Raw genomic sequence first — 26,378 nt, forward strand, 5'->3', positions numbered from 1 at the left:
TGCTTCGAGCCCAAAACAGACATGGTCAAACCGCCCGAATAAAGACCCGTTACTTTATCTGCCTTTCTTCAATTCGCGAGCCGTCAATCAGATTGGCTGATGGAAAAAGAACCACCGTATCACCCGGCTCCAATCCACTTAGCACTTGAGCTTCGACACCATTGTTTTGGCCGATGTCCACCTTCTTTAGAACTGCGCGGCCGCCAGCATTGGCAAAGACGGCCCAATTCGCTTCCTGTCGAAACAGCGCAGCTGAAGGAACGATGGTGACGTCTTCTTGTTCCCAGACGACTATGCGGACTTCGATACGATATCCGTGTCCCAAAGTCCCTCGAACCTCGCTTGGACCGTCGAATTGTATCGTGGTTTCAACCCGCTGTTCCTCTACTCCCAGTGCTGAGTACTTCGTGTATCCATAGGGGTCAATCCGGCTAACTGAACCACTCAGATCGCCAAGGCCGCCCCAATTGGTGATAATTACACGATCCCCTTCGCTGACCTGCACCGCTTCTGACGACAAGAGTTCGGCCACTACTTCGAGGTCGCCTTCGATGTTTCCGATTTCCAATATCGGCTCACCAGCCGGGAGTGTTGTTTCACTTTTCTGGATAACTTTCAAAATAGTTCCGTCGATGGGTGCGCGCAGCGGAATACTGTAGGAGGGCGCCCCGCTATCCTCAAGCGCTTCGGCTAGACCTGCGTCATCAAATCCAATCAATCGCGCGCGCGCATTGGCCAGTTCTGCCTCTCGCATCGCGATTGCAGCCTGGACTGTATCGAGGTTGGCTTTAGCGATTCTGGCGGCCTGCTCGGACCTTTCCATCGTGACTTTGCTTGCTATGCCTTTAGCAACAAGCTTTTGTGTGCGCTCAAGTTCGCTTTGCGCGAAGTCGTCCGTAGCCAATGCCGCGTTTAAATCCGCGCGGGCAACCCTGAGCGCTGCTTCGGCGGCGCTGACCGCAGCAAGTGCTTGCTCGCGGGTACGTACATCCAGAGCCGATGGATTGGCCGGCGTCATGCGGGCAACGATCGTTTCACCACCGACGACACGGTCACCGGGCAGAACCGTAACACGTTGCAGTTCACCGGCAATAGGGGAAGAAACGACATAGGGTTCCTTAACCCTCGTTTTGCCTTCTTCGTTGATGGTAACAATCATATTGCCGCGTTCTACCGTCGCAGTATCGACCAGTATCGGGCGCGGCCAGAAAGCGGCAAGGAGAGTAACCGCAACCACAATCGCTGAAACAATTGTTAAGATCGACCGAGAGTACCTTTTTCGCGCGCTCACGAATGCTACTCCCTTGATTTGAGTGCCAGAACCAGATCCGACCGATCCACATTGCGTTTAACCAACCACCCTGAAAGCAATGCTGCAATGACCACAACCACAGTAGCTTGCCCAAAACTCCTGAAACTAAAGTAGGGGGGGATTTGGTACAGGTCCGTACTGAAACCTTGAGAGACCGCGATGGTCAAACCATAGCCTGCTAACGCCCCTAAAGGCAGCGCCAGCAACGTGACGACGGCCAATTCACCTAGCAAGACGAAGGCTACTTCTGTTCTTGTGAACCCCAAAACTCGCAGCGCTGCCAGATCCCGGACGCGTTCGGCTTGAGCGACACGAGCTGCATTGTATATTACACCAAACGTTATAACCCCGGCAATCAAGGCCATAATGTAGCGCATGGCGCCTGCTCCTTCGTCCATCACTTTCTGAAACGCACCTCTAGTATCAGATTTTAGCGCCACACCCGCCACCATTGGCATGTCCTTGAGCTGTTTGTAAGTCTCCTCCTCAAGATACTTGTCAGTTCGTATGAATGCTCCGGATACTCGATCCGGTTCGCGGAGAACACGGTTCAGTGCGGTTATCTCCATGTATGCCGGCGATCCCATGAGGCTTTCGGAAATGGCGACTACGGGCAGTTGCAACACAGGACGACGACCTTCGCGTACGTCAACGGAAAGCCAGTCACCCGCTCGGATGTCGAGAATTCTAGCGAGGCCTGATGAAAGAATGACACCATCCTGGCGCATCGGGATCGATCGTTCAGCACGGTCTATTGCGCGGTTCAACCTTGGAAATTCAGTCAATCCGGTAATCGCACCGCGATAGGAAAGACGACCGTGCTTAAAGATTGCGGGCACGATGCGAACAGGCTCAACTTCAATTACTCCTTCGATTGACTGTACGTCGAACAGGCTTTGGCGAGAAATGGGGTTGATAAAACTGACGGACACGTTGCTCCGATCCATGATATCGAAGGTCAGCTCAGCCATTCTGTCGAAACTTGCTAGAATTGATGCCATTGCTGCTGACAGAGCGATGCCGGCGCTGACGCCTGTTATCGCGCCTATCATTCGCACGGGCTGGCGCGTAAGCCGGCGCAACACCATTCGAGTTGGTTGGTCCAGATACCCGGCTAAGGCTTTTCCGATTTGCCCGCTTCTGCTGTAATCGGCTGGCGCCGCGGCCCGCATCGCCACTGCAGGTGTCAAGACAAATACCCTACGCAACACCACCATCCCCCCGACCGAAGATGTCAGAATACTCGCTAAAAATCCAAGCGTAACGCTCAGAGGTTCCAGTCGAAAAACTAAAAACGGGAATTTGTAATAAACGAGGTAGACATCTATCAGCGCGCGTCCGGCAACTATTCCCAATATTCCACCTACAATGGCTCCACCCCCAGCAATTATCAGGACCATTTTTAGATAGTGGCTTCCAACCTCCCAATTCGTGTAACCGAATGCTTTCATCAATCCGATTTCTTCCCTTTCAGAAGCCACCAAACGGGAAATGACAATGTAAAGAAGAAACGCAGCGACGGCCAAGAAGATCGGGGGGACTGTAGCAGACGTACGGCGCAAGCCGTCAATTTCTTCTAAAACAAACTTGTTCGAGGCAAGATCACTAAGCGGGAACGCGCCAAGTCCCCCGAACTTGTCCAAGACCCTATCGGTTGCACGAAGGATCGCAGGTGTTTCCGCTCCGCGGCTCAACGAAAAGAGGGCTTCGTTGAAAGCTCCGTTCAAGTCAAATGCCGCCTCCATAGCTGGACGACTGAGCCAAAGAACTGCAAATCGACTATCGTCAGGCACCATTTCTCCCGGCGCTGCGGCAAAAAGAAACTCAGGCGACATTGCAAGTCCGACGACCTCGAAGTTTCGCCGCGCCCCGTTCATGGTTGCAGAGATCTGATCTCCGGGTCTTAAGCCGTGAGCCTGCGCAAAGCTTTGCAAAACAATTATTTCATCAGGCCGCTCGCGAGAGAGGTGTCGACCATCGGTCAAATAGATCAAATTCAATTTGGCTTCGCCGATTTCGGGAAGCGAAATGGCCAGAGCGCGAATGGGCAGTTCTATATTCGGTAAGTCCACCAAAGCCTGCCCGACCACTCGGGTGTCGACCGATGAAACTCCAGGTAAATTCCGTAAGTCTTCGGCAATATGTTCTGGAGCTCCGACAACCGGCGCAAAAACGTCTGCAAGACGATATCTTTCGTAATACGCCGTACGGGTCTCATCCAAGCTGACAACCAATCCGGACTGCATGACTTGCATCAGGACGCCGAGTGCAACAACTAAACCGATCGCCGTAGCCTGACTTTTGATGTGCCACAGATCTCTAGCGAGCTTTTTTGCCATTGCAGACATTCTGCATCTACCACTCGATATCTTCTGGCGCGACTTTGGAGGTGTTTTGCGTAACTTCGATTACGGCGCCATCACCAAAGCGGATGACCCGGTCAGCCATGGCTGCCTGAGACGTCGCGTGGGTCACAATCAGAACAGTTGCACCCAGCCGCTCATTCACATCTTTCAGGACCTGTAAAACAGTCCTTCCCGTCTTACTGTCTAAGGCACCTGTTGGTTCATCGCAAAACAGCACGTCTGGCTGTTTCGCAACCGCACGTGCAATCGCGACGCGTTGTTGTTCGCCACCAGACAACTGGGCGGGGAAGTGATCAACGCGATCGGTCAATCCGACCAGCGCAAGCGCGTGATCAGGGTCCATTGGGTTTCGTGCGATCTCCGTGACAAGCTCAACATTCTCTCGAGCGGTTAGGCTAGGCATCAGATTATAGAATTGAAAAACAAACCCCACGTGATCTCTGCGATACCGGGTAAGTTCTTTGTCTGACATCAAAGTCAGATCTTGGTCGCGAAAGTGAATGCTGCCGTCGGACGCTCGATCTAGGCCTCCGAGAATGTTCAGCAAGGTCGATTTTCCGCTGCCTGAAGCGCCAAGTAGCACAACGATTTCTCGTTCCGGAATGTCCAGATTTACTCCGCGCAATGCGTGCACGGCCGCAGGCCCTTCGCCGTAGACTCGCTTTAGGTTTCTTATTGTATATGCATTCTTTTCCACGTCTGTAACGTAGCGCATTGTAGGTTTAAGGTACATTTGAAAGCGTTTCCGCTTGACACGGAAGGGAGTGCCGCTTCGAATTTCCAAAAAATGGAGACTCTGCTGTGTAATGGATACCATTTTTGGTATTCCACGACACCATAGCGGTTCGTGGCTGCATAGCTATGGCCAGCAGCGCCAATGTGCTGACTTTCAAAAAAAATGTAGCGGGGCGCAGGAAATTAGACCCCAACAGCCCTCGGCGGATAGTATTTGGCGTTACTCAGGTTGCCATCTACACGCGCCGGTAGCCTTGAATTAAGTCAATGATAACTTGTTCCGTTGAAGGCTTCGCCTAAGCCGTTGATTGCTGAATACAAGCGACCGGCAGTTTTGTTCGCAACTCGGACGTAGAGCATGATGCCATGAGCGTCTGCTGTCGGCGGGAAGCTGCTGTTTCCGCTGAAGATCGCGGTTCAGCGACTGCCAACGACCGCATTCAAATAGACCGGACGTTCATCGAAATCCGGGCTATGGCAGCAACGCGGGACTTAGCCGCCATTCGTTATGGCGCGCGAACGACGGCTTGTGTACTACGCGGGAAAATTCATACTGTCTTTGTATTGGCGAATGCCGCGCTCTTTTTGTAGGGGAATGCCCATGAAATTCGTTTTGTCGATGGCGGTTGTTCTATCTGCGATGCCTTTGTCGGCGTTATCACAGGATGATGGGCACAAGCATGGTGGTACACCGTACGCCGGTTTCGAGACACGTGAGATCAAAAGCCTATCCAATCAAGATATAGCTGAGCTTCGCCGGGGCGGCGGTTGGGGACTGGCTCTTCCTGCGGAGTTGAACGGCCTTCCTGGCCCCGCTCATCTGCTGGAGCTTCAAGAAGAGCTTGCGCTTTCAAATGATCAAGTTGCTGAAATTACGGCGTTGTTTGAAGAAATGAGAACCGAAGCCATCGCGGCAGGAGAAAAATTCATCGCTGCTGAAGCTGCGGTGAGCGCAGCTTTTGAAGACACCGAAGTTTCAGAAGATGAACTCGCAATTCTTTTGGCTAAAGCTGCTGAAGCCCAAGCCGCTTTGCGTATGGTTCATTTGTCGAGACATCTCGCGACACCAGCTCTTCTGAGCGATGATCAGATCCGAAGATATAGCGTACTGCGCGGCTACTCAGATGATCCATGCGCCAATGTCCCAGAAGGGCATGACCCAACCATGTGGCGACGCCACAACGGTTGCGATGGGTAGGCCGATCTTCGTTCGTCTTGCAGATACGGAACTCTGGGCCGACGGCCCTTGTTAGCTGGTTGGTCGAACTAAAGGATATTCAATCCGCCAATGACCGTATGCTTTGAAGGGCGTGGGTTTTGCTTACGTTCTAAGGATGGTCATTCTGTTTCTGACGACCGCGCCCACAAATTGATATCTTCTTCCGAACTGATTTCATCGATCTTTTTGAGCTCGTCAGCACTGAAGTCGAGATTATCGACGACGCGTGCGCAATCGACGATTTGTTCCGGCCGGGACGCACCAATAAGTGCGGTCGTTACACGCCCACTTCTGAGCACCCAGGCCAGGGCCATTTGCGCCAGAGTCTGCCCGCGTTCCTCGGCCATGTTGTTCAGAGCACGGACACTTGCCAGAGACCGCTCGTTGATCATGCCATCGAGCAATGACTTCCCTTGCGTGGCACGGCTACCACTCGGAATACCGGTTAGATACTTGGAAGTCAGAATGCCTTGTGCCAGCGGCGTGAATGCAATCGATCCTACCCCCAGGTCGTCCAGTGTATCGAGCAAACCGTCCCGCTCTACCCAACGGTTGAGCAGGTTGTAGGAAGGCTGATGAATCAAACAGGGCGTCCCAAGGTCGTTGAGAATTTTCACCGCCTCGCGCGTGCGTTGGGAGTTGTAGCTCGAGATGCCTGCGTAGAGCGCGCGACCCGACCGTACGATATAATCCAACGCGCCCATTGTTTCTTCGAGAGGGGTATCGGGGTCAAAGCGGTGGGAATAAAAGATGTCGACATAATCAAGCCCCATGCGCGCGAGTGATTGGTCACAGGACGCAATCATGTACTTGCGTGACCCCCATTCCCCATAGGGACCCGGCCACATGTCGTAGCCTGCTTTGGAGGAAATGATCAGTTCATCCCTGTAACCCGCGAAATCCGTTTTGAGGATCTCGCCAAATGCCTCTTCGGCTGAACCGGGTGGTGGACCGTAGTTGTTCGCCAGATCAAAGTGAGTGATCCCATGATCAAACGCGGTTCGACACATGGCGCGCTTGTTTTCGTGCGTCGAGTCCGCACCGAAATTATGCCACAGGCCTAGGCTGACAACCGGAAGCTTCACACCGGATCGCCCACATCGCCGATACACCATCCGCTCATAGCGGTTCAGCGCCGGGGTGTAAGGAATGGGTTTTGGCTTTGGCGGTCTTTGAGCTTTGGTCATGCGCACATAATCAATGGATTGTCGGGCCTGTCAAACGGATCACCTCCAGCAAGATCGACGCGACTCATTTTCGTCCTATTGGTTAGCCTTGCTCCACGTGTGAAAGATTCCACAATCCGATCATTCGCATTCATCGCCAACTCTCAAACGCAGCCAATGAATCCTATGGCGAACTACACTGCGGCGATGAGAAAAACACAGGGGAAGATTTTGAGGCGTGAACCGGAAATTGCCGGTCTGTCGCTTAGGGTCAGGACTCATAGCCAGTAAATGACGAGTGCTGCGAGGGCGATGGCTGACAGGAAGACCTTCGGGCATCTGTCGTATCGCATTGCGACACGCCGCCAATCCTTCAGCCTGCCGAACATGATCTCGATCCGGTTGCGCCTCTTGTAGCGGCGCTTGTCGTACTTGACAGGTTTCTGCCGCTGCTTCCGGCCAGGGATGCAGGCGCCTATCCCTTTGTCTTTCAACGCTTCCCGGAACCAGTCGGCATCATATCCGCGGTCCCCGGGCAGCCAGTCGACATCGGGTGGGCTGCTCAGCAATGCGCGTGCGCCGATGTAGTCGCTGACCTGACCGGCGGTGACGAACAGGTTGAGTGGACGTCCCCGGCTGTCGCAGATGGCATGCTACTTGGTGTTCATGCCGCCCTTGGTGCGGCCAATCAGGCGTCCACGCCCCCTTTTTTGACGCCCAAACTGGTCGCGGTAAGGTAGGCCTTCAGGTAGGTGGCGTCGATCATTATGGTCTTCTCTTCGCCGTGAGCGGCAGCCAGACCTGCCATCATCTGGGCGAAGATGCCTTTGTCGCTCCACCGCTTCCAACGGTTTTGGAGGGTCTTGTGTGGGCTATAGGCAGAAGGGGCATCGCGCCATCTCAACCCATTGCGATTAATGAAGATAATTTCACTCAACACGCGCCGGTCATCGACGCGGGGTTTGCCGTGGGACTTCGGAAAGAAGGGCTCGAGACGCGCCATCTGCGCGTCGGTAAGCCAGAAAAGATCAGACATGTTCACCGCTCGTTTTCGAGCCGTGAATCACGCTGCTGGACGAAAATCAATGGGTCCTGACCCTAGAGAAAAGTCTCCTATTTCGGCAGACAGTTTCACCTTGTCTCGGAGCCGCAGCCGGACCAGGCCCGTTGCCAGCAACCGGCACAGCTCGGCGCGGCGTTCGGTCGGGGCCATCCGGTCGGGCGGCAGCGGGTTGGACCCAAGTCGCGATGTGTTGATCGCGTTTCGCATGGGGCAACGCTACCCGCGCGCCCGTCGAAAACAATGCAGTTCAATGGTTTGCGGGGATTAAGCGGAGGGAGGCGGACGCATGCGTAACGACCGCCGCCGGATTTTGTGGTCTGGAAAGCCAAGGCGGGCCGCCTAGGTTCTGCTCATGCGCCTACTCACATTCATCCTGCTTCTCCTGCCCGCATCGCTTTTTGCCAACGACTGGGACGCCCTGGAACAACCCGGCGCGATTGCGATCATGCGGCATGCTCTCGCCCCCGGAACAGGCGATCCCGCCAATTTCGAACTTGGGAATTGCGAAACCCAGCGGAACCTTGACGCGCGCGGCCGCAACCAGGCCCGCGCGATCGGTGCGGCCTTTCGGGAGCGTGGGATAGAGTTTGACCGGGTGCTGACGAGCCAATGGTGCCGGACCCGCGAAACCGCCGAACTTCTCGATCTCGGGCCCGTGGTGGACGCGCCCGCGTTGAATTCGTTCTTTGGCAGATACGAGCGAAGAGACAGTCAGACCCGCGACTTGCGGGCCTTGTTACGGGAACAGGATGGCCGGGTGATGCTGGTGTCGCACCAGGTCAATATTTCTGCGCTCGCGGGGCAAGCAACGCGATCCGGTGAGGTCCTGATCATCCGGCAGCACGAGGGCGACATCGAGGTTTTGGGCAGCATCCTGTTGGATCCCTGACGGACCCTTCGCGCCTTCGTTACCTTGATCCGTTTCGACGCAGCCTATCATGGTCTGTTCATGACCAACCGGCGGCAGTACAACGACTATCCCCGGTTCACCGACTACGTCACGCGGATGCTTTACTTGCCCGGCGTGCGGGGAAACGGTGAACATGGATCACATCCTGCAGGGCCACTATTCGATTAAGGCGCTCAACCCCAATGGGATCGTGCCGAAGGCACCCGATCATATCGCGGGGCGGTGTCAGAGGGAATCTGGTTGAGCGGAGCAGGGCGGTCTAATAGCGTCTTGGGATGACGAAAGACGACCCATTCAAGTATTTCCCAACCAGCCGCGAGATCATCCGCCTGGCGGTCATGATGTACGTGCGTTTCCCGCTGTCGCTCCGCAATGTCGAGGATCTGCTGCACGAGCGCGGTATCGACATCAGTCACGAATCCGTCCGGTTCTGGTGGAACAGGTTCGGCCCGATGTTCGCTTCCGAGATCCGGAAACGTCGGATCGAAGGGATGAAATCGAGCCGTAGGCGTTGGCATCTCGACGAGATGTTCGTGAAGATCAATGGGGAGCGGCACTATCTTTGGCGGGCGGTCGATCACGAGGGCGAGGTGCTGGAAAGCTACGTCACAAAGACCCGGGACAAGAAGGCCGCATTGAAATTCCTCAAGAAAGCAATGCGTAAACATGGTCGGCCCAAGGTTATCGTGACCGACAAGCTCCGGTCCTACGGTGCCGTTCTGCAAGAACTCGGCGCTGACGAGCGGCAGGAGACGGCCCGCTGGGTGAATAACAGAGCTGAGAACTCGCACCTACCATTCCGACGACGAGAACGGGCAATGCAACGTTTCCGCCGGATGCGAAGCTTGCAGCTGTTCGTTTCCGTCCACGCCTCTGTCTGCAACCATTTCAATTCGGAGCGCAGCCTCTACTCAAGAGCCAACTTCAAGAAGAACCGCGCCGACGCTCTTACAGAGTGGCGTCAACTCGGCGCGGCATAAGGGACAACGATCCTGCCCTTGTAGAGACCAGTTCGAATCTGTCTGACAGCACCGAGGAAGGTTCTGTCGTAAACATAGGGCTCGCCGACGGGATCGAGTTCATAGAGACCTCGTGGTACGCGCAAAGGAAACGGGAAATTTTCAAACCCTCGCACAATTGGTGTCGGGTCTCGCGCCTAGGTCCGTCGTTCTTGGTCTTATTCAGCGTCAACCAGTGGGGAAAACAAGAGGAATCCAAGGGAAACAAGCCGCCCCCAAATCCTCAAGTTACTGCACATTACAGAGCCACACTAAAAACGGGCTTTTACACCAAAGACCGGACCATGCTGACTGACATCATAGGCAAACGGGCCTGTTGCCAGAGTCGTCGAGTAGTCCATACTGAAATAGCGGTAGCCGAAGAAGATAGACGTGCGGTGTGAAACGGCATGCAAAATTGACCCCTGTATTGGGGTTATAGGCGTCCAAAAGTGACCCCCCTGATATTTCTGTTCAGAAGCTTCCTCGACGGATTTGAGGGAGCGAGTTGGGGATGTTGGTTGTGGAGACGATTGCGAAGATCAGGCGGGCGTATTTTACCCAGGGAAAGTCGATCAAGCAGATCTGCCGTGAGCTTTGGGTTTCACGGAACACAGTTCGCAAGGTAGTGCGCTCCGGTGCGACGGAGTTCAGCTATGACCGGTCCGCGCAGCCCCGGCCCAAGATTGATCCCTGGCGGGCGGATCTGGATGAGATGCTGGCCGAAAATGCCCGACAGCCCAAACGTCAACGGCTGACCCTTGTCCGGATTTACGAAGAGTTGCGCAACCGAGGCTATGATGGCAGCTATGACGCAGTGCGGCGTTATGCGTCCAGTTGGTCACAAGCGACACGGGAAGCGTCCGCAGCGGCTTATGTGCCACTGAGCTTTGATCCGGGTGAGGCCTACCAATTCGACTGGAGCCATGAGCTCGTGATCCTCGATGGTGCCGCTGTCACGGTGAAGGTCGCGCATGTTCGCCTTTGTCGCAGCCGGATGCCATTTGTTCGGGCCTATCCGCGTGAAACGCAGGAGATGGTGTTCGACGCCCATGACAAGGCGTTCGCTTTCTTCGGTAGGGCGTGTGCTCGGGGCATCTATGACAACATGAAGACCGCGGTGGACGCGATCTTTGTCGGCAAAGACCGCGCCTACAATCGCCGGTTCCAGCAGATGTGCGGCCATTACCTGGTCGCGCCCGTCGCTTGCACCCCGGCATCCGGGTGGGAGAAGGGTCAGGTCGAGAACCAGGTGGGCGTGATCCGTCGGCGCTTCTTCGTGCCGCGTCCCAAGTTCAAATCCTATGCCGACCTGAATGCGTGGCTGGAAGATCGGTGCTTGGCCTATGCGAGGGCCAACAAGCACCCTGAGATGCGCGACAAGACCATCTGGGAGGTGTTCAAAGAGGAGCGTCCCAGCCTCGTTCCTTATGTCGGCCCGTTCGATGGATTCCACGCGGTTCCGGCCTCCGTCTCCAAGACCTGCCTCGTGCGGTTCGACAAGAACAGATACTCGGTCGATGCGCGAGCGGTCGGCCGACCTGTCGAGATCCGCGCCTATGCCGACCGGCTGGAATGCTGGCAGGATGGACGGATTGTCGGCCAACACGAGCGTACCTTCGGGCGCGACCACACAGTCTACGATCCCTTGCATTACATACCAGTTCTCGCCCGCAAGCCGGGGGCATTGCGCAATGGTGCACCGTTCAAGGAGTGGGACCTGCCGATTGCGATCCGCCGCGTGCGGCGCAAGCTCGAACGCCAGCCTGGCGGGGATCTGCAGATGGTCGATATCCTGAGTGCTGTGCTGACAGATGGGATCGAAGCGGTAGAGGCGGCCTGCGCCGAGGCGTTTTCGCACAACGTTCATTCCGCCGGTGTTGTTCTGAACATCCTGGCTCGACACCGCGAACCGCCACCGCCCCTGACAATTGCGACGCCAGATGCGTTGAAGCTGGCCAGCGAGCCAATTGCCGACTGCAACCGATATGACAGCTTGAGGAGACAGACAAATGGAACGATCAGACGTGATCGACGCGATGGGAAAGCTAAAGCGCTACGGAATGAGAGCCGCCTATGACGAGGTTCTGACCACCGCCGTCAAACGGCAGCACGAACCGCAGCAGATCATCGGTGACCTGCTGACCGCCGAGATCCGGGAGAAGCAGGCGCGGTCTGTCAAATACCAGATGACTATCGCCAAACTGCCCCTGGCAAAGGAACTGGAAGAGTTCGACTTCGAGACCGCCGAGGCGAACGAAACCCTGGTCCGCGACCTGGCCACCGGAGACTTCCTGGATCACCAGCGTAACCTCGTGTTGATCGGCGGCACCGGAACTGGCAAAACCCATCTCGCCGTCAGCATCGCCAGGGCGTGCATCCGGGCCGGGCGCCGGGGCCGGTTCTTCAACGTGGTCGATCTGGTGAACAAATTGGACGCTGAGGCCCGCGCAGAACGCCAGGGCCGAACCGCCGATCTGATCTCCCGGCTCGACTTCCTGATCTTGGATGAACTGGGCTATCTCCCCTTCGCCCAGACCGGTGGTCAGCTCCTGTTCCACCTCATCAGCAAGCTCTACGAACGCACCTCGATCATTGTCACAACAAACCTGGCATTCGGCGAATGGCCCAGTGTCTTCGGTGATGCCAAGATGACCACCGCGCTCCTCGACAGGCTCACGCACCATTGCGAGATCGTCGAAACCGGAAACGAAAGCTGGCGCTTCAAGAACCGCGCATAACGCCAATCCGAAACCCCGCAGGCCCGCCGCCGCTGCGTTAAATGGAGACTACGCAGCGCCGGGCCTGCTCATCACAAAAGGGGTCAAAATTGGATGCCGATAGGGGGTTAAGGTTCAATGCCGATTGACAGAAAGCCACGTTGAAATTTCTAAAAAAAAGCAATGCAAAAGCACGGTCGCCCCGAAGTGATCGTGACTGATGGGCTCAGGTCGTTTGGCGCTGCTCCAAGAGAGATTGGTGCGGAGCAGCGTCTGGAAACGGGGCGCTTGTTGAGCAACCGCGCTGAGAATTCGCGTCTGCCGTTTCGACGAAGAGAACGGGCGATGTTGCGTTTCAGGCGGATGCGCAGTTTAGAGAAATTCGCCGCCGTTCACGCCTCAGTTCTAAACTTGTTCAACTCAGAGCGCAGCCTGTCTTCTAGAACAAATTTCAATCTTAACAGCGCTGCCGCTATCGCAGAGTGGCGCGGTCTCTGCGCCGAATAAAGTGTAGGCATCCTGCCCTTTGTGAGACTGGTTCGCACTAGTCTGCCAGCACCGCCATGGCAGCTCGTTGAGGCCTTTGGGTTGTTTTGTCTAGTTAGAGAAATCCAGATCCAAAAAGCAATGCACTGGTGATCACCCCCAGGATCGGTACCACAAGAGGAACGCGAAAATGCTTGGGGGCCTCGTCCGGCTGCATCTTCAGCAGGATAAGCGAAATGTTGACGAGCACAAAGACGCCCAGAACGATCTGGGATGTGCGCTGTGCCAAAGTACCAATCGGTGTAGTTTGAGTCAGCAGAACGATGATCGCTACAACCAGCAAAGTAGCTACAACCGGTGTCTGCGTTGCCTTAGGGACTATCGCCAGAACCTTCGGCAAATGATCACGGTCTGCTAGTCCGTAGATCACCCGCGAGGCCATAATCATCTGGATCAGTACTCCATTGACTGTCGCCACAATCGCGACCGCGGAAAAGCCCTGTTTAATCACCTCGGGGGCGTTTGAAAACACAAGCGAGAGGGGTGCTGCGGATGTCGAGAGAACATCGATCGGAACAACAAGTAGAACCGTCATTGAGGTTCCCAGATACAACACCGTCGCCAGAACGAGGGTCAGTAAAATCGCTTTTGGGATGGTGCGCACGGGGTCTTTGACCTCTTCCGCAACATTGGCCATGTCTTCGAAGCCAACAAATGCAAAGAAGGCTAGAAGTGATGCCGCGAAAATGCCTCTCCACGCGTCGAGTTCAAGTGGCGGAAGCATCGAACTGATCCCGTATCCCTGCGGATCCTGAACCGACATGCCCCAGCCAATCACAAAGAGAAGGCCTGCGATCTCGATGATCGTGATGACAGCCGCAACAAAGACAGATTCAGTGATCCCCCAAAGCGCGATTAGACCCATGATCAGAACGACGCTGATGGTCAAAACAGGAATCGCAAAACCGGTCAAAGCATGAAGGTATGATGCTGCGCCAATTGCAACGGCAGAAGCGGAGATAACGCCCGAGGCTGCCACCGCAAACCCAACGAAAACCGCCATCCATCTTTTCTGAAATCCCGCCTCAACATAGGCTGCTTCACCTGCGCTGACAGGAAATCGAGTTGCGAGTTCTGCATAGGAAAGCGCGGTGAGTGATACGACGAGCGCGGCTACAACGAACGACAACGCCGCAAACGGTCCGGCAATGTCTGCTGTTGCACCGACTAATACGTAAATGCCCGCTCCGACCGTTACCCCAAGGCCATAAAGCGTGAGCAACGGGGTAGTAAGGGCCCGTCTGAGTTTCTGTTCGCTTGGATCAACAGAGCTCATAGGTGGTTTCCGCCAACTGCCCATTCCGAACGTCGTCAGTGGCGTCCTTCTCTTTTTATCTCGATTGGCGCAGCGGCTTAATCCTATGGTCAAAGCCGCACCGAATGCCTTGTGTCTCAACGTTTGGGCGCATTGGGCGCCAATCGACTAACTGGGGGCTCGCCATCACTCTTGCCGAACCCCCGTGGGTGGAACCTCCACTTCTTCAAAATTCCGTTCACCTTTGTGTTTACTTGGGGACAGGACGGTGAGCGTAGAATATGTTGAAACATTCGAATTTCACTATGCAATTCGTGTTGGTGCTTTGATCTATGTCAATCAACTCGCGGCGTCGGGTCTGCGAGGCTGAACGCAAACCAACTGACTTTTGTCGTCGGATTTAAAGGCAAAGCAAACATGCTAGGCGGTGTGAGACTTAGGGTGGAAAGCAATTCGTGATGTTCTGGAACCTGTTACCGGCCTTAGGCGGCATCGGCCTGTTCCTTGTCGGCATGCTGTTGATGACCGACGGTTTGAAGGCTTTGGCAGGGGCGAAATTGCGAGACGTTTTGGGCCGGTTCACGTCGACACCGTTTACCGGGGCCGTAACAGGCGCGGTCACGACAGCTGCAATCCAGTCTTCCAGTGCGACCACCGTTGCGGCCGTCGGGTTTGTCGCGTCTGGTCTGCTCACATTTCCCCAAGCGCTTGGGATCATATTTGGGGCCAATATCGGAACGACCATGACAGGTTGGCTCGTCGCGCTCTTGGGGTTCAGGCTAGACCTGGGACAAGTGATGTTGCCAGTTGTTTTTATTGGGGCTTTGCTGGCGCTTTCGGGAAGAAAAGCGGTTTTCGGCCTTGGGCTGGCGTTGGCCGGGTTCAGTTTGATTTTCATTGGTATCGAGCAGCTCAAGTCCGGGCTTGAGGCGTTTCGCGGCGTAGTGACACCTGCCGATTTTCCGCCAGATACACTGCTAGGCAGGCTGAAGCTTGTATTGATCGGCATCCTGATAACGATGGTGACGCAGTCTTCGAGCGCTGGCGTTGCGACAGCATTGGCTGCGTTGAGCGCTGGTGCAGTGAACTTCCCTCAAGCGGCGGCGCTCGTCATTGGAATGGACGTGGGGACAACTTTCACCGCTGTTCTAGCCACCTTTGGTGGGGGCACGATGGCTCGTCGAACCGGTTTTGCTCATGTGATCTACAACGTGATGACAGGAGTAATGGCATTTTTTTTGCTGGCGCCATTTACTTCGGTCTTTGTTAGCGGGGTGGGGGCAGGAAATTCTCTGACTGCGCTTGTCGCGTTCCATAGTTTCTTCAACGCCATAGGCGTGGCGCTGATCTTGCCCTTCGCCAAACCCTTTGCCAGATTTGTCGAGGCGCTCGTACCCGACCGAGGTGCTGAGTTAACGAGATCTCTGGATCCGCTTGTCCTTGGGACGCCGGAAATAGCTGTGGATGCAGCAAAAGCTGCAGTCGAACAAATTGTTAGGGCCGAAGTAGCGCACCTTCGGTTATGTATGGGGGCATCGCAGCCAAACGGAATCAACTTTGGGCGGGACAGCATTGAGACTGCTATATCCGAAGCGCGCTCGTATCTAGATAAGATAGAACTGTCCAGCAGGTCCGACGTAGAGTTGTCCAGCATCAAGGGTATGTACCATATCCTCGATCATCTTGATCGGTTGCTTTACCGGTGTAGCCAAGATGATCGGATAAGCGAGTTGCCGAAAGACCCGCGCTTGAAACGGCTTGCTTCAGTGGTGATTGCGGCGACTGATGGCTATTTGGAAATCGACAATCCAGCGCAGTGTGAAATCACGCTGAATCGCGTTCGCCGTTTTCTGCGACGACAGAGGAAACTTCGCAGAGACTTGCTCATCGCCGATGCTGCGACTGACAGTCTGCCGGACGACGTGGTCTGGGCTCGTTTGGATGCCCTCAGATGGTTACATCGCGTGTCTTATCACCTTTGGCGAATTCGTTGGCATTTGAACGCATTGGAAGGAGTGCCGTCTGGGCGCGAGGGTGGTAAGGTCAATGACGAAGTGGCGTAGTTGGAGGCCTGCCTGGATTAGATTGGGCGTGTGCTCAAACGCTATTCGACTGAAACGCCAATGTTCGTGCTGGTGCGGACAACATGAGCAAGGTCAAAGACGTTCCTTAGCTATACTGTTTAATGAGATCTTCATTAGTGGCAGCGATTTGGAGGAGAATATGCAGGATTATCGAGGGATTTTACTGGCACTGTTAGTCACCGGGCCTGCACTAGCACAGGAGGTCAGCGTCAGTGCGGGAAGTGATTTGTACCGGACGTATTGCTGGCAATGTCACGGTTTCGAAGCGACCGGAGACGGGCCAATGGCCGAAATGTTGGCTATTCGAACACCCGACCTTACCAAATTGGCGGGCGAAAACGACGGTGTGTTTCCGATAGTTCGCATAGCTGAACAGATTGATGGTCGTTCACAATTGCTCGCCCATGGGGGCGAAATGCCAATCTTTGGCGCGGTGTTTGAGACAGACCAAAAAATCGCGGTGGCTATACCTAATGGGCAATCTATGATGGTAGGCCTGCCGTTGGCGAATTTGCTCGCCTTTCTTGAATCGATCCAGTCTGAATAGTCACTGACCAATCTGCTCATCCGCGTCAGCCGTTCGTCTGATTGACATGAGAGTCAACGGCGGCCCCAACACCTCGAAGGCCACAGTACTGGCTAGAGTAAAGGCCATGATCAACGCGGCCCAATGCGGAAATTGCTCTCCGGCTACAAGGGCCATTCCTACCGCGACACCGGCCTGTGGTAACAAGGCGGTACCGTACCAGCGGGTTTGACGGCGAGGCAGGCCGCCCAGTATTGCTCCGCAGTAACCTCCGACAAGTCGGGCCACGGCACGCAAGAATAGGAAAAGAGCACCAGCCCAGCCCATCAAGCCGAAGGCTTCAATTTCCAACGTGGCGCCAGCCAACAGGAAGAACAGAATCATGAACGGCCACTGAATGTGCTCGATCTCATGAAAAGCATGGTCGTGATGGCGGGCAAGATTCCCGATAACTGCGCCCGCAACCATGCCTGCTACCAAGAAGGAAACCTCCAGCCAAAGCGCGAGGCCTGCTGTAAGAAAGACTATGCCCACTGCTTCTGCTTGCGTTGGCTCCCCCGGTTTCAAGCGGCCGGTCAGGTAAGCGGATGGCACGCCTAGTGCGCAACCCAGCAAAATAGCCCCTCCGAAATCCCACATCGCTGTGGTCGTGACAGTGGCCCAACCGTCCGAATGACCGGCCAGAACCAAGGCGATGCTGAAAACAATCAGACCCCAAGCGTCATCAATTGCGACAACGCCCTTTAATGTCTCGGTGAAGCTGTTGGACACCCCAGATTGTTTGATCACGTCTGTCATGGCGGCCGGAGCTGTAGCCGTAGCAATCGCCGCCAACACTAACGCCAACCCGAAGGGTACGCCGATTGCGGTCAGTCCAGCAGGCACAATAACAAGGGTTGCAACCACGATTGAAATCGAAATCGTCAGAATGGCTCGGCCATGCCGTACCAGGTTCTCGTATGTCAAAGATCCTCCCAGAAGGAACGCGACCATCGTCAAGGCCACAATCGATATCTCGTCGAACCACATTGCGACGTCGAGTGGGATCAACCCCATTCCGGCGTTCCCGGCGATCAGACCGAGGAAAAGTAAGGTTGTAACACGAGGAAAATGCTTGGCCCGGCCAAGTTGGTCGGCCGCCAATCCGGCAAGGAAGAGGATACCAAGGGTAATCAGAAAGCCGGCAATGTGCATAGAAAACCAAGCGTTAAGTTCTTGTCTAGACTACTCTAACTCCAACACTGCCCTCTAGGAACCGATGTCGGAGAGAATGTGAGTGCCCTGTCGCGGTCTAAGCCGAGAGTTCTAAAGATAAGCGTAATTGATCTGTATTAAGGCGAAAGCATGCCGCAGGTGGCACAATAGCTTATTCAGGAAATGAGGAGGAATTTTCGATGCCGAGAAAGAAATCTAGCACAAATAGCCCGACCTCGCTTGTGGATGTTTTCAAGCAAATGCAGCCGCCCATGTCTGGCAATCCGGCCTTCGGTGCCCAGATCGAACAGTTTTGGGACGCACAAGAAAAATTGCTCGAAGAAACAGAGGCCTTTGCACAGCATTGGTTCGAACGGCGTCATGAGGCGGTCCGGACGGCTCTAAAAGCTGCACGAAATGTGTCTTCCGCGAACCCGTCCGATCCCACCAAAGCCCTTCAGAGCATGGCGGAGTGGCAGCGCCATTCGGCGGAGCGGTTGGTTGCTGACATTCAGGAATGGTTCGAAACCGTGTCGCGTTGTGCATCTTATGTCGCTGAAACCGAAGCTGAAGCCGTTGAGAAAACAGTTGATGAGGTTGTAGCCGCTACAAAGAGCGCGGGGAAATCGTCAAAGTCTGAGCCTGTTTAGGTTTCCTGCTGCCGAGGAACCAAACTGGAATCACCGGAGCAGTAGGTAGGCGGTCAAATGTACAAGAATATCCTGATCCCGGTTGCTCTGGACCAAGAACACGACACACAAGCGTCGTTTGAAGCCGCGCGCCAATTGGCTGATGCGGACGCTGTATTCACCGTGATACACGTCCAAGAACCAATTCCGGCGTATGTAGCGTCTCAGATTCCCAGCGAAGTACTTGCCAATACGCGGCATGAAATCTTGGAAAACCTGCATCAAACTGCTTCTGAAATTCCAGGCGCGAAGGTTCGGCTCATCTCTGGTCACGCGGGTAGGGCTATTGTCGACTGCGCAAATGAGAGCGACGCGGATTGCATCATCTTGGCTTCGCACAAGCCTGGTTTTGAGGACGTTTTCTTAGGTTCCACTGCGTACAGAGTCGTGCATCACGCCAAGTGCTCGGTTCATGTAATTCGTTGAGCGGTCTTGTCAGAAGAACTTTGCTTGAGTGGGGCGGGGGTGTTGCGTAGCTTTTGCCCAGGACCAGATTTGCCTCCTTCGAATACTTTAAAACCAGTCCCGAGATCATCCACCTTGCAGTGATGCTGTACATTCGTTTCACGCTCTCGCTTCGGAATGTCGAAGATTTGTTGCACGAGCGAGGCATCGACGTGAGCCACGAAACTGTCCGGTATTGGTGGAACAGGTTTGGCCTTATGTTTGCTGCTGAGATCGGAAGAAAGCGTGTTCAGCAATTGAGAGCCTACACCAAATGGAAGTGGCACGTGGACGAGGTTTTCGTGAAGGTGAATGGCAAGCAACACTACCTCTGGCGGGCCGTTGATCATGAGGGCGAAGTGCTGGAAGCAATCGTTACCAAACGCCGAAACAAGGCTGCAGCACTGAAATTCCTCAAGAAATTGATGAAGCGGCACGGTTGCGCCGAGGAGGTCGTCACAGATCGATGCGCTTCCTACAAGGCTGCGTTCAGAGAAATGGGCGCGCTCGAAAAGCAACAGACGGGCAGGTGGATTAACAACCGCGTCGAGAATTCACACCTTCCTTTTCGACGGCGTGAACGCGCCATGCAACCTTTCAGGCGCATGCGAAGTTCACAGAAATTCGCCGCCGTCCACGCCTCAATTGACAACCTGTTCAATTTGGAAAGAAGCCTTCACCCACGACCCAATTTTAAACTCAACCGTGCCGCTGCTCTTTCTGAGTGGCGCAGTCTCGGCACGGCATAACGGGCAGTGTCGCTGTCGTTGTGGAGACTGGTTCGAATTCGTCTGGCAGCATCTTCAGACCGCCAGCACTCACTCAAAGGGCTGGAAGTGCTCGGCAAAGCGAGCAGCAACAACAACGGAGGCAAATGAAAATTGTGCCGAATTCGCATGTTTGAACCTAATTTTTCGTAAATCAACACTTTTTCCGCGCGTAGATTTCTCTACGCTCTCGTATGATAGACTTCTGGTTTTAAACAAAAAGGTAGTTGGGAACACCCATAGGTGCGAGTGTGTTCTCCTGAGCGGCGAAGCGATTTGAGGCTGCTTGGAAACGAAGAAAGGAGTGAAAAATGGGATTTGGTGAAGCCGTTAAAACGTGTTTCTCGAAATACTTCCAGTTCTCCGGTCGGGCTATACGCTCAGAATACTGGTGGTTCTTCTTGTTTGTGGTTCTCGTGAGTGCTGCTTTGGCTGTGTTGGATACGATCCTATTCGGGACCGACCCCGAAACAGGGCAGGGATCTCGGGTTCTGTCCTCTGTTTTCCAACTGGCCGTTCTCATACCTATGCTGGCCGCCGGTTGGAGAAGGCTGCATGATACAGGACGACCTGGCTGGTACTTGCTGCTGCCGATGGCGCTCAGCATTGCATCGCTATTTGTTATGCTGGGTGGGGTGGCGTTCTTCTCGGTATTGGAGCAAGGGACGGAAAACCCCGATGCATTGCGGGGACCCGCGGCAGTCTTGGGTGCGACCGGTATTGTTGTTGTCTCAATTCTTCAATTGGTTCTGTCCATCCTGATGATCTGGTGGCTGTCGCGACCTTCCCAAGAAGGCGCAAACGACTACGGCGAACCTGCTTCCTGATCTGGTTGCCCAGGTAACGGGCCGGATCCCTGCTGAATGACTGCGCGAAACGTAACACCATGGAGAGAAAAAATGAGGTTCAAAACGATTTCCATTGGAGCGTTGATGATGGCAATGGCGACCACAGCATCGGCGGAGTGGTCGTTCAACTCCGGGCCTAATCCCAATGCGTTTATTCAGACCGGAAACATGACGCTGGAGCTTCAGTGTGACCGTATCCGTTTTGCTCCGGCTGGATATGAAGACAGCCAGGACATTGTGCAGAAGCAAGGGCTTTCCATTCGGTTTTTGAAGAACGGCACCACCGAAGTTGGGGCATTCCAGGTTGGCGCAGAAAACGCGGCTTTGCAGATCGTAGACAACTATCCCGTCGAGGTCAGTTTCAAGAGTCAGCAGGACTACGGTTTTGTATTGGACCAGCTTGCAGCCAATGCATCGGTTAACCTGTCTATGATTGATCAAGATATCAGCTATGGAATCTTTGACTTGAAAGGTTCCGGTGCGGCAATTCGGTCCCTTCGTTCCGTGTGCGACTCAGATACTAGCCAGGGGGGTTCCTACGAAGCACCCGAAGGCATCGTCTATTGTGGTGGCGGAGCGATAAAACGCCAGATCGAATATGTAATTCTGGACAATCCGGAGGGGGAGTGGGACGCGCGAGTAACAGTAAACGGCGAGTCGATCAGAGCCATGACGGCCTACAGTTACTTCGGAAACTCTGTGCCGCCCGCCGGATTTGTCGTCGCCCTGCTTGGGGAGGACAGGTCCGAGTTTCTGATTTTTAACGAAGGCTCGGCAAACTGGCTGGAATATGGGGACTACAAGTATGATCAGTGCAATTGATACCTCCTTCCAACCAGCTTCCCAAATAGCGCGTCAGATGAAATGTTTGGTCGCCGGGATTGTGCTCGCTTCGGGCCTTGTTTGGGCCTCACCATCTGTCGCGGCTGATGTTTCGCAACTTCCGCCCGGTTTGCAGACGAAGGTTGATCTGGCGGCACAAGCCTGCGCGGAGTTCAATGACGGTCAGTTTGACATAGCTTGGGGCGCCGTTGAAAGGGTCGATCTCGACGGAGATCTACAACGCGACTGGGTTCTAAATGAGTCTGGTTTTGCGTGTTCGAGCGCCGCATCTCTTTACTGCGGAACAGGCGGATGCATGTCGCACTTTTGGGTTGGCGAAACGGTGCACTCCTTGCTCAACCAAGGCTGGACGGTCGTTGACTTCGGGCGTCAACGCATTGTTATTGCGGATGTCCACGGAACCAATTGTGACGGAATAAACCCGACGCCTTGCGCAACAGCCAGTGTTTGGGATGGCGAAGCCAAGACTTGGCGCTCGTCTGCTGGCGATTGGGAGTAAAATGCATTTTGGACACCGCAAAAAAGCCTGAGAGCCTGTTTGTTCGATGGACACTGTCAGACAAATCAGCTTGAGACGGGCAGGGCGGGTTTGTAGCTTCCGTCAATGACTAAACGCTTTCCTTTCAAGTACTTTAAGACCAGCCCCGAGATAATCCGCCTGGCGGTCATGCTGTACGTTCGGTTTCTTCTTTCGTTGCGCAACGTCGAGGATCTGCTGCATGAACGCGGCATCGACGTGAGCCACGAAGCTGTGCGGTTCTGGTGGCATCGGTTCGGGCCATTGTTCGCTGCCGAAATCCGGAAGCGCCGGATCGAGGGCATGTGTTCAAGCAAGTGGCGCTGGCATCTTGACGGGATGTTAGTGAAGATTAAAGGCGAAGGGCACTACCTTTGGCGGGCCGTAGATCATGAGGGCGAGGTTCGGGAAAGCTTCGTTTCGAAGAGGCGTGACAAAAAGGCAGCGCTGAAATTTCTCAAGAAAGCAATGCGCAAGCACGGCCGACCCGAGACCATCGTTACCGATCGGCTCAGATCCTACGGCGCTGCCTTGAAGGAAATCGGTGCTGGCCTTCTCCAAAAAAACCGGTCGTTGGTTGAACAACCGTGCCGAGCATTCACACCTGCCCTTCCGACGGCGAGAGCGGGCGATGTTGCGCTTCCGGCGGATGCGAAGTTTGCAGAAATTCGCATCTGTCTACGCTTCGGTCTACAACCTGTTCAACTTGGAGCGCAGCCTCTACTCCAGAACAAATTTCAAGCTGAACCGCGCCGCCGCAATTGCCGAATGGCGCGGTCTCTGTGCCGAATAAGGGGCAGCGATCCTGCCCTTGTAGAAACGAGTTAGAATTTTTCTGACACCACCCAAGACCAAATTTCAGGCTGACCCGCGCTGCTGCCCTCGCCGAGCGGCGCGGTCTCTGCGTTGAACAAGGAACAGCCATCCTGCCCTCGTAGATACGAGTTCGAATTGGTCTGGCAGCACCCCTCATGCGGCTTCATCAAGTTTGGTGGTTTCAGTTGATCCGATCAAGTTGGAATGAAGCGCCTTGATCGTATCTTCGACGGCATCCCGGGGCACGACGAACTGAATGTCGACATTGCGCGTTGTCTGGTGCGCGGCGATCACTTCGATGCCTGCGTCCTCCAGCGCCCGCAACCCGGCGCAGAAACAGCCAAGCCCACAAAGATCTCGCCCGATCGCCGAAACGATCGCGACGGAGCGGGCATTGACGTCGGCCGACGGGAAGGCGCGTTCCAAGTCGGTGATCACCCGCCGCACAGTCTTCAGCGAGGCTGCGACATAGTGCGTGATCGTGTTGGCGTTCGAGGTTTTCGACGCAATGCGCACCTTGTGGCGTTTCAACGCCTCGAGTGCGGCGCTGTCATAGCCTTTGACGCCCACCATGTCCTGCTCGAACAGCTCCAGCGCCACAACATCTAGGCCGGTGATGATCTCGACCGCCGGTCGCTGGGCGGGCTGATCGTCGATCAGCGTGCCGGGATCGGACGGGTCGAACGCGTTGGTGACGCGCAAGGCGACATTGGATTGGCGCAGGATCTTTGCAGCGTTGGGGTGGATGGCTTCCATACCCATATTCGACAGCTGGTCGGCGACATCGTAGTTCGTGTGCCCCAGCTTGCGCACGGCGTCCGCCCCCACGAGGGCCGGGTCGGCCGAGGACAGGTGGAACTCCTTGTGGATGATCGCCTCGGTCGCCATGGTCAGGGCCGCGATGTTCGAGAACGTGACCTCGGAATACCCCCGGTCATATTCGCGCATCAACCCTTCGCGGCACTGCGCGTAACCGGTGACGATGGGCAGTTCGCGGGTCAGGTCCACATCGGCCAGGGCGCACGAAATCCGCTCTTCCAGCGAATATTCGGTTTCGTCGCGCCAGCCGCTGAGATCGACGAACCGCGCATTCACCCCGGCGCGCCGCAGCATCAGCGTGGTGACGAAGGCGGAATGCGCCTCGCCCAGCCCGGCCAGCAACTCGCGCACGATCATCATCTGGCTGGACAGGCGGAAATGTCCGTACGAGCACAGGCGCCGCAGGTCGAACAGGCAGCTGCGGGCGCCCTCAATACGGTCGCGCACGAAATCTTCGGCCAAGGCGCGGTCGCCTTGATTGTCCAGAACCGCGTTGTGGGCCTGGGACATCGCGTCGGCCACGCGGGTCAGCGCGCCCAGCCAGCCGTGATCGCTGTCGTCATTGGCAAACAGGGCGTAGACGCCCGGCTCGCCCGATTTTTTGTGTTCGAGCAGCATGTTAGTGATGCCGCCAAAGGCCGAGACCACAAGGACTCGGCGGTACAAGTCCGCGCCCTTGCGGTCGCCGATGATCAGCGTATCGCGCAGTTCGCGGACACGGCTCATCGATGTTCCGCCGATCTTCTCGACGGTGTGTTCAGGAAAAGTCACGGATGTTTCACCCGGCGCACGCCGGGGCCTCTTTAGGTGGATTCCAATGCGTAAGAGCCGTCTTCGCGGTGCACTTCCTTGCCGGTGACCGGCGGGTTGAATACGCAGGCCATGACCAACTCTTCGTCGGCGCGCAGGATGTGACGGTCATGTTTGTCCAGCGCATACATGACGCCAGGCCGGATGTGGTGGGTCTCGCCGGTAGCGACGTCCGTGATCGAGCCGGATCCCTGCATGCAATAGACGCTTTCAAAATGGTTCTTGTATTCGAACGTGTGCTCGGAGCCTTCCTCGAGAAAAGTGATGTGGAAGGAAAATCCCATCCCGTCCTGGGCCAGCAGCATCCGCACCGATGACCACTGCGCATCCGAGACGACCCGATCGGGGTCATTTTGGATGATGTCGTTGAAATCGCGTATAATCATGATCTTACTCCGCCGCCATTTTCTTGGTTTCCATCGCGTCCCGCGTGGCATCCAGCAGGATCGTAAGCCCGCGCCGGAAGGTCTCGTCGGGGGTTGTCAGCGGTGCCAGCACCTTGACCACCTGATCTTCGCTGCCCGAAGTTTCAATTATCAGGCCACGGTCGAACGCGCGGCTGCAGATATCGGCCGCCAGATCGCCGGACTGGACATCGACGCCCTGCATCATGCCGCGCCCCTTGAGCCGGGCGCCCGGCACCAGCGCGGCCACTTCGGCCAGGGCCGAGGTCAGGATCCGCGCCTTGGCGTCGGTCTGTTTGCGGAACGTGTCATCCGACCAGAATTTCTCGATCGCCACGCGGGCGGTGACGAAGGCATGGGTGTTTCCACGGAACGTGCCGTTGTGTTCGGCCGGGCCGAACAGGTCGTATTCCGGTCGCACCAGCATCAGGGCCATCGGCAGGCCAAAGCCCGACACCGATTTTGCCAGCGTCACGATATCGGGGGTGATGCCCATGTCCTCGAACGAGAAGAACCCGCCGGTCCGGCCGCAGCCGGCCTGGATATCGTCGATGATCAGCAAGGTACCATGTTCCCGGGCCAGCGCCGCCACGCGTTTCACCCATTCAGGGCTGGCCGCGTTCAGGCCGCCTTCGCCCTGAACGGTTTCCAGCAGAATGGCCGCCGGGGCGTCGATCCCGCTGGAGCTGTCTTTCAGCATGGCCTCGAGGAAATCGGCGGCATCGTGATCGCCCGGAAAAAATCCGTCATAGGGCATCCGGGTCACGCCGTTCAGCGTGGTGCCTGCGCCTTCGCGGTGATACGCGTTTCCGGTGGTGGCCAAGGCGCCCAGCGTCACGCCGTGAAAGCCGTTGGTGAATGCGATGATATTGTTCCGGCCCGTCGCCTTGCGCGCCAGTTTCAACGCCGCCTCAACCGCGTTTGCGCCGGTCGGGCCGGTAAACATCACCTTGTGATCCATGCCGCGCGGCTTGAGGATATGGCGCTCGAACGCCTCCAGAAACTCGGCCTTGGCATCGGTGTGCAGGTCCAAGCCGTGGGCCAGACCGTCCGAGGTGATATGCTCGATCAGCGCGACTTTCATATCTGTGTCGTTATGGCCGTAGTTCAGCGACGAACAGCCGGACAGGAAATCGATATAAGTGTTGCCTTCGGCATCGGTTAGCTCGGACCCCTGCGCCCGGGTAAAGATGGTGTCAAAGCTGCGGCAATAGCTGCGCGCCTTGGATTCACGACGTTTGAATACAGTTGCTTCGGCTGACGTATCAGTCGGCATATCAAGTCCTTTTGGGATTGGAAGGGGATAAAGGGGCAGGCGCCACATCTG

Annotated in this window: 23 protein-coding genes and 3 pseudogenes; 16 read left to right on the forward strand and 10 right to left on the reverse strand. The window is 55.6% G+C overall.

The genetic code is table 11. The annotated features are described in order from the left end of the window. Nucleotides 1-49: 49 nt before the first annotated feature. Genes AC2FMM_RS03655 through AC2FMM_RS03665 form a run of 3 tightly spaced genes read right to left on the reverse strand, consistent with a single transcriptional unit; the run spans nucleotide 50 to nucleotide 4,393 of the window. Nucleotides 50-1,291: an efflux RND transporter periplasmic adaptor subunit gene (locus AC2FMM_RS03655; RefSeq protein ID WP_496795808.1), complete on the reverse strand. Its 1,242-nt coding sequence runs from the start codon at nucleotides 1,289-1,291 to the stop codon at nucleotides 50-52. Between the two features lie 5 nt (nucleotides 1,292-1,296). Beyond that, on the reverse strand, nucleotides 1,297-3,651 hold the full coding sequence (locus tag AC2FMM_RS03660) for an ABC transporter permease (protein WP_496795809.1): 2,355 nt from the start codon (nucleotides 3,649-3,651) through the stop codon (nucleotides 1,297-1,299). 16 nt (nucleotides 3,652-3,667) lie between these two features. After that, entirely contained in the window at nucleotides 3,668-4,393 is a 726-nt protein-coding gene (locus tag AC2FMM_RS03665; protein ID WP_496682649.1) for an ABC transporter ATP-binding protein, read from the reverse strand. Between the two features lie 621 nt (nucleotides 4,394-5,014). On the opposite strand from AC2FMM_RS03665, the gene AC2FMM_RS03670 reads away from it, so the two are divergent. Next, nucleotides 5,015-5,611 carry a Spy/CpxP family protein refolding chaperone gene (locus AC2FMM_RS03670; RefSeq protein WP_496682619.1) on the forward strand — a complete coding sequence of 199 codons (597 nt, stop codon included), beginning with the start codon at nucleotides 5,015-5,017 and terminating at the stop codon, nucleotides 5,609-5,611. A gap of 140 nt (nucleotides 5,612-5,751) precedes the next feature. Here AC2FMM_RS03670 and mgrA read toward each other — a convergent pair whose 3' ends face one another. Further along, entirely contained in the window at nucleotides 5,752-6,783 is a 1,032-nt protein-coding gene (gene mgrA, locus AC2FMM_RS03675; RefSeq protein ID WP_496795959.1) for an L-glyceraldehyde 3-phosphate reductase, read from the reverse strand. Between the two features lie 293 nt (nucleotides 6,784-7,076). Next, nucleotides 7,077-7,834, reverse strand: a pseudogene (locus AC2FMM_RS03680) (IS5 family transposase). 379 nt (nucleotides 7,835-8,213) lie between these two features. Between AC2FMM_RS03680 and AC2FMM_RS03685 the strand changes: the two are divergent. The 6 genes and pseudogenes from AC2FMM_RS03685 to AC2FMM_RS03710 all read left to right on the forward strand — a co-directional run. Further along, entirely contained in the window at nucleotides 8,214-8,750 is a 537-nt protein-coding gene (locus tag AC2FMM_RS03685; RefSeq protein ID WP_496795810.1) for a histidine phosphatase family protein, read from the forward strand. Nucleotides 8,751-8,774: 24 nt separating this feature from the next. Further along, nucleotides 8,775-8,939, forward strand: a complete 165-nt coding sequence (locus AC2FMM_RS03690; RefSeq protein ID WP_496795811.1) for a hypothetical protein — start codon at nucleotides 8,775-8,777, stop codon at nucleotides 8,937-8,939. Nucleotides 8,940-9,046: 107 nt separating this feature from the next. After that, nucleotides 9,047-9,751 (forward strand): IS6 family transposase, encoded by a 705-nt coding sequence (locus tag AC2FMM_RS03695; protein ID WP_496795812.1) that lies wholly within the window; start codon nucleotides 9,047-9,049, stop codon nucleotides 9,749-9,751. 532 nt (nucleotides 9,752-10,283) lie between these two features. Next, entirely contained in the window at nucleotides 10,284-11,849 is a 1,566-nt protein-coding gene (gene istA / locus AC2FMM_RS03700) for an IS21 family transposase (protein ID WP_496795813.1), read from the forward strand. Then, on the forward strand, nucleotides 11,782-12,510 hold the full coding sequence (gene istB, locus AC2FMM_RS03705) for an IS21-like element helper ATPase IstB (RefSeq protein WP_496795814.1): 729 nt from the start codon (nucleotides 11,782-11,784) through the stop codon (nucleotides 12,508-12,510). Before istA ends, istB begins: the two co-directional genes overlap by 68 nt. A gap of 128 nt (nucleotides 12,511-12,638) precedes the next feature. Continuing rightward, a pseudogene (locus AC2FMM_RS03710) lies at nucleotides 12,639-12,996 on the forward strand (DDE-type integrase/transposase/recombinase); the annotation flags it as partial. A 94-nt stretch (nucleotides 12,997-13,090) separates the two neighbouring features. On the opposite strand, the gene AC2FMM_RS03715 reads toward AC2FMM_RS03710, so the two are convergent. Then, nucleotides 13,091-14,311, reverse strand: coding sequence for an APC family permease (locus AC2FMM_RS03715; RefSeq protein WP_496795815.1), 1,221 nt, complete (start codon nucleotides 14,309-14,311; stop codon nucleotides 13,091-13,093). A gap of 437 nt (nucleotides 14,312-14,748) precedes the next feature. Here AC2FMM_RS03715 and AC2FMM_RS03720 point away from each other — a divergent pair, with 437 nt between their 5' ends. Continuing rightward, the gene (locus AC2FMM_RS03720) at nucleotides 14,749-16,353 is read left to right on the forward strand and encodes a Na/Pi cotransporter family protein (protein ID WP_496795816.1); all 1,605 of its coding nucleotides are present in this window, start codon (nucleotides 14,749-14,751) and stop codon (nucleotides 16,351-16,353) included. A gap of 160 nt (nucleotides 16,354-16,513) precedes the next feature. Beyond that, nucleotides 16,514-16,921: a c-type cytochrome gene (locus tag AC2FMM_RS03725; protein WP_496795817.1), complete on the forward strand. Its 408-nt coding sequence runs from the start codon at nucleotides 16,514-16,516 to the stop codon at nucleotides 16,919-16,921. On the opposite strand, the gene AC2FMM_RS03730 is transcribed toward AC2FMM_RS03725, so the two are convergent. After that, entirely contained in the window at nucleotides 16,922-18,094 is a 1,173-nt protein-coding gene (locus tag AC2FMM_RS03730; protein WP_496795818.1) for a cation:proton antiporter, read from the reverse strand. It abuts the gene before it with no gap. A gap of 200 nt (nucleotides 18,095-18,294) precedes the next feature. On the opposite strand from AC2FMM_RS03730, the gene AC2FMM_RS03735 reads away from it, so the two are divergent. The 7 genes and pseudogenes from AC2FMM_RS03735 (at nucleotide 18,295) to AC2FMM_RS03765 (ending at nucleotide 22,995) form a co-directional block, all read left to right on the forward strand. Then, nucleotides 18,295-18,744, forward strand: coding sequence for a phasin family protein (locus AC2FMM_RS03735; RefSeq protein WP_496795819.1), 450 nt, complete (start codon nucleotides 18,295-18,297; stop codon nucleotides 18,742-18,744). A gap of 57 nt (nucleotides 18,745-18,801) precedes the next feature. After that, nucleotides 18,802-19,209: a universal stress protein gene (locus tag AC2FMM_RS03740; RefSeq protein ID WP_496710970.1), complete on the forward strand. Its 408-nt coding sequence runs from the start codon at nucleotides 18,802-18,804 to the stop codon at nucleotides 19,207-19,209. A gap of 53 nt (nucleotides 19,210-19,262) precedes the next feature. Beyond that, entirely contained in the window at nucleotides 19,263-19,976 is a 714-nt protein-coding gene (locus tag AC2FMM_RS03745; protein WP_496795820.1) for an IS6 family transposase, read from the forward strand. A 329-nt stretch (nucleotides 19,977-20,305) separates the two neighbouring features. Next, nucleotides 20,306-20,821 carry a DUF805 domain-containing protein gene (locus tag AC2FMM_RS03750; RefSeq protein ID WP_496795821.1) on the forward strand — a complete coding sequence of 172 codons (516 nt, stop codon included), beginning with the start codon at nucleotides 20,306-20,308 and terminating at the stop codon, nucleotides 20,819-20,821. A gap of 72 nt (nucleotides 20,822-20,893) precedes the next feature. Next, on the forward strand, nucleotides 20,894-21,664 hold the full coding sequence (locus AC2FMM_RS03755) for a hypothetical protein (protein WP_496795822.1): 771 nt from the start codon (nucleotides 20,894-20,896) through the stop codon (nucleotides 21,662-21,664). After that, nucleotides 21,648-22,184: a hypothetical protein gene (locus AC2FMM_RS03760; protein ID WP_496795823.1), complete on the forward strand. Its 537-nt coding sequence runs from the start codon at nucleotides 21,648-21,650 to the stop codon at nucleotides 22,182-22,184. The genes AC2FMM_RS03755 and AC2FMM_RS03760 overlap by 17 nt, the downstream gene beginning before the upstream one ends. Nucleotides 22,185-22,289: 105 nt before the next feature. After that, nucleotides 22,290-22,995 (forward strand): annotated as a pseudogene (locus tag AC2FMM_RS03765) (IS6 family transposase). Nucleotides 22,996-23,171: 176 nt separating this feature from the next. Here the strand turns inward: AC2FMM_RS03765 and AC2FMM_RS03770 are convergent. From AC2FMM_RS03770 to ectB, 3 genes are read right to left on the reverse strand one after another with little or no spacing between them, the layout of a single operon-like run. Next, on the reverse strand, nucleotides 23,172-24,608 hold the full coding sequence (locus tag AC2FMM_RS03770) for an aspartate kinase (RefSeq protein ID WP_496795824.1): 1,437 nt from the start codon (nucleotides 24,606-24,608) through the stop codon (nucleotides 23,172-23,174). A gap of 32 nt (nucleotides 24,609-24,640) precedes the next feature. Continuing rightward, nucleotides 24,641-25,033, reverse strand: coding sequence for an ectoine synthase (locus tag AC2FMM_RS03775; RefSeq protein WP_496683493.1), 393 nt, complete (start codon nucleotides 25,031-25,033; stop codon nucleotides 24,641-24,643). A gap of 4 nt (nucleotides 25,034-25,037) precedes the next feature. Beyond that, nucleotides 25,038-26,327 (reverse strand): diaminobutyrate--2-oxoglutarate transaminase, encoded by a 1,290-nt coding sequence (gene ectB, locus AC2FMM_RS03780; RefSeq protein ID WP_496795825.1) that lies wholly within the window; start codon nucleotides 26,325-26,327, stop codon nucleotides 25,038-25,040. Nucleotides 26,328-26,378: the final 51 nt, after the last annotated feature.

The sequence above is a fragment of the Ruegeria sp. BHSC043 genome, from assembly GCF_059612985.1.